General features: G+C 61.0%; 13 protein-coding genes and 1 riboswitch. Of the genes, 5 read left to right on the forward strand and 8 right to left on the reverse strand.

Going from position 1 to position 12146, the window contains the following annotated elements; genetic code table 11:
• Positions 1 to 60 precede the first annotated feature (60 nt).
• The 4 genes from PH552_RS19355 to oiaX form a co-directional block, all read right to left on the reverse strand.
• Entirely contained in the window at positions 61 to 1002 is a 942-nt protein-coding gene (locus PH552_RS19355) for a D-ribose ABC transporter substrate-binding protein (protein ID WP_095436537.1), read from the reverse strand.
• 79 nt (positions 1003 to 1081) lie between these two features.
• Positions 1082 to 1909 (reverse strand): phosphogluconate dehydrogenase C-terminal domain-containing protein, encoded by an 828-nt coding sequence (locus PH552_RS19360; protein ID WP_112344974.1) that lies wholly within the window; start codon positions 1907 to 1909, stop codon positions 1082 to 1084.
• 89 nt (positions 1910 to 1998) lie between these two features.
• Positions 1999 to 3333 (reverse strand): four-carbon acid sugar kinase family protein, encoded by a 1335-nt coding sequence (locus PH552_RS19365; RefSeq protein ID WP_112344975.1) that lies wholly within the window; start codon positions 3331 to 3333, stop codon positions 1999 to 2001.
• A 23-nt stretch (positions 3334 to 3356) separates the two neighbouring features.
• Positions 3357 to 4616 carry a 3-oxo-isoapionate-4-phosphate decarboxylase OiaX gene (gene oiaX / locus PH552_RS19370; protein ID WP_112344976.1) on the reverse strand — a complete coding sequence of 420 codons (1260 nt, stop codon included), beginning with the start codon at positions 4614 to 4616 and terminating at the stop codon, positions 3357 to 3359.
• A gap of 185 nt (positions 4617 to 4801) precedes the next feature.
• On the opposite strand from oiaX, the gene PH552_RS19375 reads away from it, so the two are divergent.
• The 3 genes from PH552_RS19375 to PH552_RS19385 all read left to right on the forward strand — a co-directional run bounded on the left by PH552_RS19375 (position 4802) and on the right by PH552_RS19385 (position 6885).
• Positions 4802 to 5506 carry a transcriptional regulator NanR gene (locus PH552_RS19375; protein WP_112344977.1) on the forward strand — a complete coding sequence of 235 codons (705 nt, stop codon included), beginning with the start codon at positions 4802 to 4804 and terminating at the stop codon, positions 5504 to 5506.
• 93 nt (positions 5507 to 5599) lie between these two features.
• Positions 5600 to 5812, forward strand: coding sequence for a hypothetical protein (locus PH552_RS19380; RefSeq protein WP_112344978.1), 213 nt, complete (start codon positions 5600 to 5602; stop codon positions 5810 to 5812).
• Between the two features lie 200 nt (positions 5813 to 6012).
• Entirely contained in the window at positions 6013 to 6885 is an 873-nt protein-coding gene (locus PH552_RS19385; protein ID WP_112344979.1) for an undecaprenyl-diphosphate phosphatase, read from the forward strand.
• A 75-nt stretch (positions 6886 to 6960) separates the two neighbouring features.
• On the opposite strand, the gene PH552_RS19390 is transcribed toward PH552_RS19385, so the two are convergent.
• From PH552_RS19390 to thiM, 4 genes are read right to left on the reverse strand one after another with little or no spacing between them, the layout of a single operon-like run.
• Positions 6961 to 7725, reverse strand: coding sequence for a 3-oxoacyl-ACP reductase (locus PH552_RS19390; protein WP_112344980.1), 765 nt, complete (start codon positions 7723 to 7725; stop codon positions 6961 to 6963).
• Between the two features lie 4 nt (positions 7726 to 7729).
• A complete protein-coding gene (thiD, locus tag PH552_RS19395) occupies positions 7730 to 8542 on the reverse strand; it encodes a bifunctional hydroxymethylpyrimidine kinase/phosphomethylpyrimidine kinase (protein ID WP_112344981.1) in 813 nt (270 codons plus the stop codon).
• Complete coding sequence (gene thiE, locus PH552_RS19400) at positions 8539 to 9174, reverse strand: thiamine phosphate synthase (RefSeq protein WP_112344982.1); 636 nt, start codon at positions 9172 to 9174, stop codon at positions 8539 to 8541. The genes thiD and thiE overlap by 4 nt, the downstream gene beginning before the upstream one ends.
• Complete coding sequence (gene thiM, locus PH552_RS19405) at positions 9171 to 9974, reverse strand: hydroxyethylthiazole kinase (RefSeq protein WP_112344983.1); 804 nt, start codon at positions 9972 to 9974, stop codon at positions 9171 to 9173. The genes thiE and thiM overlap by 4 nt, the downstream gene beginning before the upstream one ends.
• Positions 9975 to 10024: 50 nt before the next feature.
• Positions 10025 to 10121, reverse strand: a riboswitch (TPP riboswitch).
• 235 nt (positions 10122 to 10356) lie between these two features.
• Here thiM and PH552_RS19410 point away from each other — a divergent pair.
• Both PH552_RS19410 and yghU read left to right on the forward strand, forming a co-directional pair.
• A complete protein-coding gene (locus tag PH552_RS19410) occupies positions 10357 to 10503 on the forward strand; it encodes a DUF1127 domain-containing protein (RefSeq protein ID WP_112344984.1) in 147 nt (48 codons plus the stop codon).
• 583 nt (positions 10504 to 11086) lie between these two features.
• Entirely contained in the window at positions 11087 to 11962 is an 876-nt protein-coding gene (gene yghU, locus PH552_RS19415) for a glutathione-dependent disulfide-bond oxidoreductase (protein WP_112344985.1), read from the forward strand.
• Positions 11963 to 12146: the final 184 nt, after the last annotated feature.

A 12146-nucleotide genomic window follows, 5' to 3' on the forward strand; every position in this document is an offset into this window, starting at 1 on the left:
GATCTCGCAGGAAAGACATCGGGAGAGCGCGAGTTTCCCGCGCTCTCCAACCTAGTGGCATCAGTTCTTCAGCGCGAAGGTCTCAAGCTTGTCGGCATTGTCGGCATTGATGAGGACGCAATCCATCAATTGCTTCTCATCCTTCGGTGCCGTCTTGTTCTTGATATAGGCGTCGGCCTGTTCGACCGCCTTCTGGGCCTGGGCGTAAGCTGGCTGCATGACCGTCGCCTTGATGCCGCCCGCCTTGATGGAGTCGCGCACATCGTTCGACCCGTCGAAGCCGACGACGATCACGTCCTTGCGGCCGGCGGCCTGCAGAGCGGCAATCGCGCCCATCGCCATGGTATCGTTGCCCGAGATTACGCCCTTGATATCAGGATTTGCCTGCAGGATGGTTTCCATCTTGGCATAGGCCTCGGTCTGGCTCCAGTTCGCCGACTGCTTGGCAACCAGCTTCAGATCCGGATAGTCGTCGATGACGTCGTGATAACCCTGCGAGCGGATGCCGGCATTGGTATCGGCTTCGCGGCCGACGAGTTCGGCATAATTGCCCTTCTCGCCCATCAGCTTGACGAACTCCTGCGCGCCGAGCTGGGCGCCCTGGTAGTTGTTGGAAACGATCTGGGCGACCGCGATGCCGGTCACGTTGATTTCGCGGTCGATGAGGAAGGAGGGGATGCCCGCATCCTTGGCCTTCTTCAGTGCAGCGACCGTCGCATCCGCGCCGGCATTGTCGAGAATAATAGCTTTGGCGCCACGCCCGATCGCCGTGTCGATGACTTCCGATTGCTTGTTGGCATCGTCGTCATGCGTCATGACGAGCGTCTCGTAGCCCAGTTCCTTCGCCTTGGCCTCGGCGCCGACGGCCTCTGCCTTGAAGAATGGATTGTCGAAGGCCGGCGTGATGATGGCGATCAGATCGGCCGCGAAAGCCGGCATCGCCGTCCCCAGCGCCAGTGCGGCGGTAAAGGCTGCAAGTGTCAGTCTGCGTGTCAGTTTCATGGTCTCCTCCCAGTTATGAAACAGGCCCTGTTCCCGGCAGGGCAGCAAGGGGAGGGCATTGCCCTCCCGGGGACGTCGATCAGGTGATGCGACGGATGCTTTCTGCGATCTCCTGCGGCTCGAAAACTTTCTTCCAGTCGTCGCGCATGAGGGCAGGAATGCCGAATTCGATCGCCTTGTTGCAGGCATCGGAGAACACGCCGTCGACTTCCTTGAAGATGACGGCGCCGAGCACGTTCATGTGGCCCAGCAGGAAGTCGCGGGCGGCTTCCGCCGGGACGCCGCGGGCAACGCACTCATCCATGGCCTGGCGCATGACGACGAGCAGCGAGGCGCAAACCGTTTCCGAAAGACCCGGTTCCAGCATCGCCATCTGCTCGACGGTGACGCGATGCGAGCGCATGACGGGCGCCCAGATGACCTTGGCGATTTCCTCGCCGAGAGAATAGGCACTTTCCGGACCCTGCATCAGCGCCGAAACGATATGCTGCTTGGCAAAGAGGCCGCCGAAATGGTCCTTCTTGGCCTGCATGTCGGTCTCGTCGTTGAAGATCGGCGGATGGCAGGGATGGGTGACGAAATAAGTGAGGTCTTCGCGCTGCGGCAGATGGCCTGCAAAGGGGGCGGCGGCGTCGAGCGCGACGACCATCGTGCCGGGTTTCAGCTTGTCGACGATGCCGGCGGCAACCTTGCCGATCGCGGTATCCGGTACTGCAAGGATCACGACGTCCGCGCCATCCAGCGCGGCGTCGACAGGGACGCAATCGATGGAAAGGTCATTCTTCAGTCGGGCCTTGCCGGCATCGCTGACCTCGACATGGCGCACATCGAAGCGCGAGCCTTTCAGGTTCTTGGCGAGCCGGTAGCCCATTTTGCCGCCGGCGCCGAAAAGAGCAATTGCAGTCATGTTGGTACCTCGTTCACTTTCAATGTGTGGTATCGCAAGTGGTATGATGAGTCAATGAGCATGCCAATGACCTTGCCGAGAATGCACAGCTAAGATGCTCGGCCGTCGCGGATCTGCGCGAAGTAATCGTCGGTGCCGACCTGCCCGCCCTTCAGTGCGATCTGCAGGCCGTTGGTGGGCGCATAGCTGCCATGGGCCGTGCAAAGCGGCGAGCCTGGCGTTTGCGGTAATGGGAGACGTGTCGTCAGGGCCTCGACGCGCAATTCCTTCAGGGCATGGCTCGAAGTATCGCCGCCGGCAATGACGGCGCGACCGAGATTTTCCTGTTCGATCAGACGTCGCAGGATCGTGCCGAGAGCTTGGCCGAGACGATGCCGGGCGCCGGGAATGCGGTCGATATCGCCGCCACGGTCGGCGGACGGGCCGAGCGCCGTATGAAGAATGACGCTGCGGCCGGCCTTGAGGCTGGCCACGCCCGCGGCGACGGCTGCGTCCAGAGCACGCTCGCCATTTTCGCCGACAAGCGCCAAGGGATCGAGATCGATGCCGTCAAAACCATCGGCCGTGGCGCGGCGGATTTGCCGTTCGGTCGTCGGCGATACGCTGCCGGAGACGACCGCGAGGCGGTCGACCTTGCCGGGAGGAGCAAACTTCGGCTTCTCTCCGATCAAACCTTCGTTGCGCCAGGCATTGAGAAGGGCATATTCGACACCGGATGAGCCTGCGACAAAAGCATTGCCCTTGCCTGCGAGGCGCCACAGCTGATGTCCTGCAGCAGCCTGGGTTTCCGGGCTGTCGACATCGAGAAGCAGGATACCATCCTTGCCTCTCGTCAGCGCATCTAGCCGCACGTCGGCATCGGCTGCCCGCATCATGACGAGGTCCGCGAGGCTGACGGGGAGGGGCGTCTGCTTGCCCAGATGCAAGGTGAGATCGGCCTCATCCATTGGCGTAACGGGATGCCGGCTCATGACCGGGTGCCGGTCGATGCGGAAGACCTGGCCCTGATAGGCCGCGAAAAGATGACCGAAGGCGGTGTAGCGTTTCAGCTGCGGCGCTCCGATCACAACGGGCACGACGGGTTGTGCAAAGAGCGCTTTGCCGATCTCGATCGCCTTACCGATATTGCCGATCCCGGGGCTGGAATCGAAGGTCGAGCAGACCTTGTAGTGGCATATGGCGGCATCGAGGCCCTTCAACCATTCGAATGCGGATGTCAGATGCTCATCCATCCATTGCGGCGTTTCGCTTCGGCTGGTGCCGGCAATGCCGATGGCGCGGCAATCCCTGAACCGTTCCAGCATGGCTTCGCTCGGAATGTCGAGGAAGAGAGCAGTCGGCACGCCGTTCGAGGCAAGCGCCTCCATGACGTCGGTGGAGCCGGTGAAGTCATCGCCATAATAGCTGAGGAGAAGGTTGGACATTGCTGGAAGACTGGACATTGCTGTTAGGCGTCCTTGCCGTCACTGAATTTTGTGATCGAGGCGGCAAGCTCCGGATGATTCCTCGCATAGTCGGCAAGCGGTATGTCCGAAACCGCCGCCTGCCAGGCCTGCTGGATGGCGCGAACGCCGGCCGCCGGTCCGAAGGGATGGCTGACGATGCCGCCGCCGCAGAGATAGAGAAGGTCGGTCGTCCGGCCGGTGCGCTGGTAGGTTTCCGGCGCCTGGCCGCCCCATTGACCGGAGCCGGCAACGGGGAGCGGACAGTCGGATGGGCCGAAAAGCGGCGTGCGAATTGCCTTGAAGGACTCGACGAAGCTGTCGTCCGGTTCCCAATATTTGACCCTGATGCCGTTGATCTGGAACTGGTCAACGCCGAGCAGGCGCCAGAATTGCTGGTAAACCCTAAAATCCATGCCGGCACCGGGATGGCGGGTCAGCACATCCCAGCCATTGCGATGCGCATGCAGCACCAGCCCGGAGCGCTTGCGCAGGAAGCTCATGCCACCGAAGCCGATGGAATTGATGTTGACGACGGCGCAATTGCCGCCGGCCTTCAGCACCAGATCGTGGTTGCGCATCATCTCGTCGGGATCGGCATGCGAAATGCCGAAGGCATACATGACCTTCTTGCCCGTCTTCTGCTCGTGATCGAGGATAAGGGGCATGATGGCTTCGACGCGCTCTTTCAGCGGCGAATAGGCCGGGCTCATGAGCTTCTCGTCATCCTTGATGAAATCGACGCCCGAGCCGATCAGCTCGCCGACAAGCGCGGCCGTTTCCTTTGGCCGAAGGCCGAGCGCGGGCTTGACGATCGTGCCGATGATCGGGCGGCCGCTGACGCCGGTCAGGCGCAAGCTGCCGGCAACACCGAATTGCGGCCCGGGATGTGCATCGCGAAAGGCCTCCGGCAGCTTCATGTCGACGATGCGGATGCCGGTCATGCCCTTGATCGAGAAGACGCCGCCGATCGCGATCGTCATCAGCGCCGCAAGATCGGTGCCGATCGCATCCAGCGGGAAGGCGATATCGACATCGGCCCGACGGATCGGGCCATGTCCTTCCGCGACTTCCGGCCAGGTCGGATGCTCCGCATCGGCAAGCGGGCGAATCGCGCTGAGGCGCGCGGCAACGCGCGCCTTGAGTTCTTCCGTTTCGCCGGGGACCGCGACGAAAGTGCCGGTCGATTGATCGCTGGCGATCTTGCGGGCCATCGCTTCGATGCTGCCAGGCGTTTCGATACGGTAGGTAACGGTGATGGTCATAAGCGACTGAATGCTCCTCTCGCCGACGATTTTCACGTGGCGCAAACTGGTGATCTGGTATAATGAGTATTCCAACTTCTGCAACGATTTTTTTGCCCGGCAGTCGACAACATGTTTCGTATGGGCTTCCGCCGCGGCAATCGAAAATGCATAAGGGAGAAAAGGTTTTGGGAAAGCGGGGGTCCATGGGTCAGCCTGTTGAACAAATTGTACGTCGAAAGCTGTCCGATGAGGTATTCGAGCGGCTGGAACGGTTGATCACATCGGGAGAACTCAAACCTGGCGACGAGATGCCGTCCGAACGAGTCCTTATGGAGCGTTTCGGCGTCGGCCGGCCGGCGATTCGCGAAGCCATGCAGGCGCTCGCCAATATGGGGTTGGTGAATATCTCGCACGGCGAGCGTGCCAAGGTGCTCCAGCTCACGGCGAAGTCGATCTTCCGGCAAGTCGACCTGACCGCCAAGATCATGCTCTCGCAATCGTCCGACTCGCTCGAACATTTGAAGAGCGCGCGCATCTTCTTCGAGCGCGGCATGGCGCGCGAAGCGGCGCAGCGCGCAACCGAAAAAGATATCGCCGATCTTTACGACATTATCGAACGTCAACGCGCTTCCCTGGGGGATGCCGAGGAGTTCATTTCGGCCGACATGCAGTTCCACACGCGCATTGCCCAGATTTCCGGCAATCCGATTTTCGCCGCTGTGAGCGAGGCCATGCTGGCATGGCTGAAGGCCTATCATACCGACATGCTGATCTGGACCGGCAAGGAAAAGTTCACGCTGGTCGAGCACGAGGAGATCCTCGCGCGCATGGCGGAGAACGATGCCGACGGAGCAGAGCAGGCGATGCTCAAGCATCTTGAAAGGTCGCGCGCGCTCTATACGAAGTGATCTTCGCCTCGGCAGCTGTCAGGCGAGGGGTAATTGTCCTAATTCCTCCCCATTCCTTGTGAAATCTGGCCGCATGCAAACGAGGTGTGCGTGATGGTCAATTTCATTCACCGGAATATGCCGCTTTTTCTGGCCGCTATTCTGACGGCGGTCGCCATAACTCTTTATAATCTGGCTTGCCTCATGGTCAGGCACCATCACACGATATTGCATGATCTCCACCGCGCGGTGGGTGCCTTGATCCTCCTTGCCGCATTCTATGCCATCATCCGCCACATGCAGTCGCTGCCGGATGAGGAAGGCTAGAAATCCGTTAAACCCGGAAATCAAAACCGGCAATTTCAGATAGCATTCAGCCTGCGCGGCTATATCCTCGTCCTGTCATAGTGCGGAGTTGACGGCATCCTACAAGATTGCCGCTGGTTTCGTGTCGGAAAACGGTTCCACAGCAAGTTCATCGCACCGTTCCGGTGCCAAGCCCCATGAAGAACTGAGGATGTCAAAACGTGGCTGATGTTTGTACACAAGGCGTAGACACGGGCTTTGTTGCCCTGGGCTATGCCAAGATCGCGATACTGGGTGTCGTGCAGGGATTGACCGAGCTTCTGCCGGTCTCCTCCACTGCCCATATGCGCCTGGTGCCGGCCTTGCTCGGCTGGCAGGATCCGGGTTCGGCCTTTTCGGCCGCTATGCAGCTTGCGGCCCTTGCCGCCATCGTCTCCTATTTCTGGAGCGACGTTCGTTACGTCACCTTCGGATCGCTCGATGCCATCAGGCAGAGGGATTGGCGCTCCCCCGCGATGCGGCTTGCGATCGCCATCGTCATTGCAACGGTGCCGATCGCAATCGCGGGCCTCTTGCTTTCGAAGTCGTTGAATGCCTGCGGCACATCTTTCCGCAGCCTTTGGGTGATCGGCATCGCCTGCCTGGTCATGGGCTTGCTTCTGGCGGTCGCTGAACTCTATAGCCGTCATAGGAAGGGCATCGAGCAGATGACGCTGATGGATGCCCTGTTCGTCGGCATCACCCAGGTCGGTGCGCTGGTTCCCGGCGTCTCGCGCTCGGGTTCGACGCTGACCGGTGCACTCTTCCTCGGTCTGAAGCGTGATGAAGCCGCACGGTTCTCGTTCCTGCTCGGCTTACCGGCCATCGCGCTTGCCGGCCTGAAGGAGCTGTTCGAACTCTACAAGGCCCATATTCCGATGGAAGCCTGGTCCATCCTGATCGTCGGCCTCATTGTGGGCAGCATATCGTCCTTCGTCGCCATCTGGGGACTGATGCGCTTTCTGGAGCGTTTCTCGACCTGGCCTTTCGTCATCTACCGTATCATGCTCGGCGTCGTCATTCTCTTCGGCGTGCTGACCATGGGATGGGCTTGAGCTGTCCGAACCGTCGGCTGCAAAGCTTCAATATCGGCGCTGCCTCCATGGTAGCGCCTTTTTCATTCCGGGCCGTTATCCAAAAACGAGACCGCCATCGACGATAAGATTTTGTCCGGTGACGGCACGCGCCCAGGGGCTGGCAAAGAAGAGCACCGCATCGGCAGCTTCCTCGGGTGTGGTGACGCGACGCAGCGGTGTATTGGCGGCGATGATGTCGAAGACGGCTTCCGGCGTGGCACTGCTGGCATCGGTCGTGCGCAGAAGGCCGCCGGAGACCATGTTGACGGTAATCCCGAGCGGGCCGAGTTCGGACGCAGCCGTGCGGGTCAGCGACAGCAGTGCCGCCTTGGCTGCGGTATAATCGTGATAAGGCACGACCGGATTCTGGAAGAGGTTCGTGCCGATCGTGACGATCCGGCCAAAGCCCGCCGTTGCCATTGCCGGCTGCGCCGCCTGTATCAGGTTCAAAGCGCCTTGCAGTGCGGTTTCCAGCTGTATCGCCATTTCCGCCCAGCTCAAGGCATGCAATTTCGAGCGCGCATCGCCATTGAAGCTGAAATCGGCGAGCGCGTTATGGACGACTGTTGTCGGCGCGCCGAAATGCGCAGTTACCTCGGCAACGAGCTGCTTCGTATCTCCAGGATCGCGGATATCGGCCCGAAACGCTTTCGCATGATCGCCAAGGTCTGCCGCCAGCGCCTCTGCCCGCTCACGGCTGGCACGATAGTTGATGGCAACCTTTGCGCCCTCCCGAGCAAAGGCCGTCGCTATGGCCGCGCCGAGACCGCGCCCGGCACCTGAAACGATGACGATCTGATCCTTGAGTGACAGGCTCATTTCTCTACTCCTTGTTTGTGTGCCAGAGCCCATGAAAATGCTGCACAGGTCCGTGGCCGCTTCCGACGGAAAGGTGGCCCGAGGCGGCGACCGCGGCGGCGAGATAGGCTTTGGCGGCGGCGACGGCTTTCGGCAGCGGCAGTCCCTTGGCGATCTCGGCGGCGATGGCGCTGGAAAGCGTGCAACCCGTCCCATGCGTATTCTTCGTCGGCAGCCGCTCGGCTTCGAACCAGGTCAGGCCGCCGGCGCCCGCCAGCACATCCGGACTTTCGTCACCCGCAAGATGACCGCCCTTGATGAGGACGGCCGAAGGCCCAAACGCTGCCAGAGCAAGCGCCTGACGTGCCATGTCTTCGCGGTTTGAGGCCTCCACGTCATGCAACAGCGCTGCCGCCTCGGGCAGGTTCGGCGTTATGACTGTCGCAAGCGGTAACAGCCGCATGGTCAGCACGTCGACGGCATCGGCGGCAAGCAGGGCGGCGCCACCTTTCGCGATCATCACGGGATCGAGCACGACGGGCACATCGCCATGTCGCGCCAGAATGTCCGCGACCGCATCCGCAATCGCGGCGTTGGCAATCATCCCGATCTTGATCGCATCGACCCGGATATCGGCGAAGATCGCATTGATCTGATCCGCCACGAAAGAGGGTGGCACCGGATGGACACCGACGACGCCTTGCGTGTTCTGCGCCGTCAGTGCGGTTAGGGCCGCCATTCCATAAACGCCGCGGGCGGAGAAGGCCTTCAGGTCGGCCTGGATACCGGCGCCGCCGGAGGGATCGGAGCCGGCGATGGACAGGACATTGCGGATCATTGGCGAGCCTCCTTGATGGCGTTCGCGATGAGGGCCGTCGCCTTTCGCGGGTCCGCTTGGCCACAGATGGCGGAGACGACCGCAAGGCCGTCCGCGCCTACCGAGAAAACCTCTCGCGTATGCTCCACTTTGAGGCCGCCGATCGCAACCGATGGAACGGGGCAGAGCCCGACGATGCGGGCAAGACCGTCGAAGCCGATCGGTTGCTTGTGATCGGGCTTGGTCGGTGTGGCAAAGACCGGACCGATGCCGGCATAGTCGACGATACCAGGGTCTATGAGGGTCGCGAGGACCTCGGTTTCCACCGAGAGGCCGAGGATCATGTCCGGCCCGATCCGGCGGCGTGCTTTGGCGGCGTTCATATCCTCCTGTCCGATGTGGAGACCGTCGGCGCCGATGGCGATGGCGGCTTCCACATTGTCGTTGACGATCAGCCGGGCATTGGTTCCCTGCAGGATCTTTTTGAGAGCGCGGCCTGTCTCGATCACGGCTGCGGTCGGAGCATGCTTGTCGCGCAGCTGTACGATCGTGGCACCGCCGGCAACGGCCGCACGGGTCGTTTCGATCATGCCGAGGTCACCACACAGCACGGGATCGAGGACGAGGTAGAGTGAGAGATCGAAGTCTTTCATGCTGCCGATATCCTTGCGTCGCGATCCAGCAGTTCCGGCGTAAGCGCTGCGAGGGCGTCGAGGAAGCGCCAGGAGAAAGAGCCGGGACCATCGGCTGCCGCTCCTGCCTGCGCACCGGCGACGGCGAAGACGGTGAGTGCTGCCGCGGTCGCATCGAATGGCTCATCCGGCGTTGCTGCGGCAAAGGCGCCGACGAGGCAAGTCAGCGAGCAGCCGAGGGCCGTCACCTGCGGCATGAATGGCGAACCGCCGGCGATCCGCTTCGCCTTCCGCCCATCCGTCACGAAATCCGTGACGCCGGTAACGGCGACCACGCAATCGTGCTTTACCGCGAGCTGCCGGGCGGACTCTTCCGCCTGCTCGACGGCGTCGCGGCTATCGACGCCCTGACCGCGGCTGGTGCCGCCGGCAAGGGCGATGATCTCGGATGCATTGCCGCGAATGATCCTCGGCTGCAGCTCCAGCAGTTGGGCTACCGCCTTGCGACGAAACTCTGTCGCATAATGGGCGACGGGATCGAGAACCCAGGGCTTGCCGGCATTGTTGGCCGATTGCGCTGCCTTCAGCATGCCCGCAAGCCAGCCCGACGAGAGCGTGCCGATATTGATCGTCAGCGCGCCGGAGATCGCGGCAAACTCGCCCGCTTCCTCTTCGGCATGCACCATCGCCGGCGACGCACCGGCGGCGAGCATCACATTGGCCGTAATATTCATGGCGACAAAATTGGTAATGCATTGCACCAGCGGTGGGTTTGCCCGCACGGCAGCGAGCAGGTTGCCGGCTGTGATTTGGTCTTGCATATCGCCCCTTTCAGGCGGGCGAGACGCGAAGGGACGACGTGCTGAGCGTTGCAAGGTCCCGAGCGACTCCCTCCGCCAGCATGATCTGGTTCAGGTTCGAAGGGTTCTTCTCAGCCCGCCGGAAAGCGGACGCCCCTGTCTCTCATCCTCCTTCTTTTCGCAGACAAAGACGCCGATGTCATCAGCAAATCACAAAGGCCTCCGCGATGGTCGCGAATTGGAAGCGCCTTATTTCCGGGCGAGACATGCAGCTAGCGCATGGGTGCAGTGATCTCTTAGCTCTGCAAAAGATTGAGGGGTTCGACTATATATTTCTCATCGAAGCGACGGGAGCGCCAAGCACGGCCGCTCAGCTTCGAAAGCCCAAGGAAAGGGGATCATCATGAACGTAGCACGCTCTTTCAATAACTGGCGCAAGTATCGTCAGACGGTCGCCGAACTGGGCCGTATGTCCACGCGCGAACTGCATGATCTGGGTATCGATCGCGGTGATATCCGCAATGTGGCCCGCGCAGCGATCGCTCGCTAACGGCCTCGACGGCTCCTTATAAAGCTGCATTATGCCAGCGCCTGTTCTTCCCGAGCAGGCGCTTTTGTTTTGCCGGGGGAGGGGACGGTCCAGGCTCTTTTCCCGGGCCGCATGCAGATCTGCAAAGCCAGCCGCTTTTCGCATAGCGCATAACTGCCCTGCAAAGAAATGCCTATCCTATGAGCAAGAATCGGCTATTATGCTTTTCATCGAAGCGATGCATCTCCTCCCGCATCCCTTCGTTTTTGCAGACGTCCTTCTCCTCCTCCCAGGGACGACTGCGGGAACAGCGGCATTCCTCCTCCCGTCCGCTGTTCGGTTCTTGTAGAAAGCCTGCCGCTCCTCCTCCCGCGGCAGGCTTTTTCGTTTCAGGCCGCATTCAACCGATTTCCGCTTCATCGTCACCGGCCCCATCGCGCGTCGGACGCGGTCATTGCCGTTGCGCCACCTCCGATCGCTGCTTGTTTTGAAAACCGAAGACCACCTCTCGCAAAAATGAACAGTCGCCACTATGTGCGACACCTGTAGCGCGCTACATCGAAGACCAACCCCCAACGTGATTCCCCGAAACAGGAGGATGCCCATGACCGGTTCTGCCGAATACACGCCGCCGAAGATCTGGACCTGGAACAAGGCCAATGGCGGCCAGTTCGCTAATATCAATCGCCCGATCGCGGGACCGACCCACGAAAAGGAACTGCCTGTTGGACGTCATCCTCTCCAGCTCTATTCGCTTGGTACGCCGAATGGCGTGAAGGTCACCATCCTGCTCGAAGAGCTGCTGGCACTCGGTCATAGCGGCGCGGAATATGATGCCTGGCTGATCAAGATCGGCGAGGGCGACCAGTTCGGCAGCGGTTTCGTCGACGTCAACCCGAATTCCAAGATTCCGGCCTTGCTCGACCGCAGTGGCCCGAAGCCTGTCCGCGTTTTCGAATCCGGCTCGATCCTGGTGTATCTCGCCGAGAAATTCGGCGCCTTCCTGCCGAGCGAGCAGCCGGCTCGCGCCGAATGCCTCTCCTGGCTATTCTGGCAGATGGGTAGCGCGCCCTATCTCGGCGGCGGCTTCGGTCACTTTTACGCCTATGCCCCGACAAAGATCGAATATGCGATCGATCGCTTCGCCATGGAAGTGAAGCGCCAGCTCGACGTGCTCGACCGTCGTCTTGCCGAAAGCGAATATATCGCCGGCAGCGACTATACGATCGCCGATATCGCCATCTGGCCGTGGTACGGCGGTTTGGTCAAAGGCTGGCAGTATGGCGCGGCCGAGTTCCTGCAGGTGCAGGATTACAAGAATGTTCAGCGCTGGGCCGAACAGGTCTACTCGCGTCCTACCGTCAAGCGCGGCCGCATGGTCAATCGCATGTCTGGCGATCCGTCCGAGCAGCTGCGTGAGCGCCACGATGCCAGTGACTTCGAGACCAAGACGCAGGATAAGATCGAAGCCGCAAGCTGACAGGCAGTTTTGCGCGTTATTTCTTCGAACCCGCGGTCTCCGGATCGCGGGTTTTTTATTGGCTTTGCCAGCGATCTTCGTCACGCGGCCACGTCAGCCTCGCTCCATCTTGTCGGGTCTAATGTCCTGCTGCCGAGGCTTTATCGCCCGGCAGAAAACGCAAGGCGCTCCTGCAATGCGTTTT

Origin of the sequence: Rhizobium aureum, from assembly GCF_030182495.1 — a bacterium.
Taxonomy (GTDB): Bacteria; Pseudomonadota; Alphaproteobacteria; order Rhizobiales; family Rhizobiaceae; genus Rhizobium; species Rhizobium tropici_C.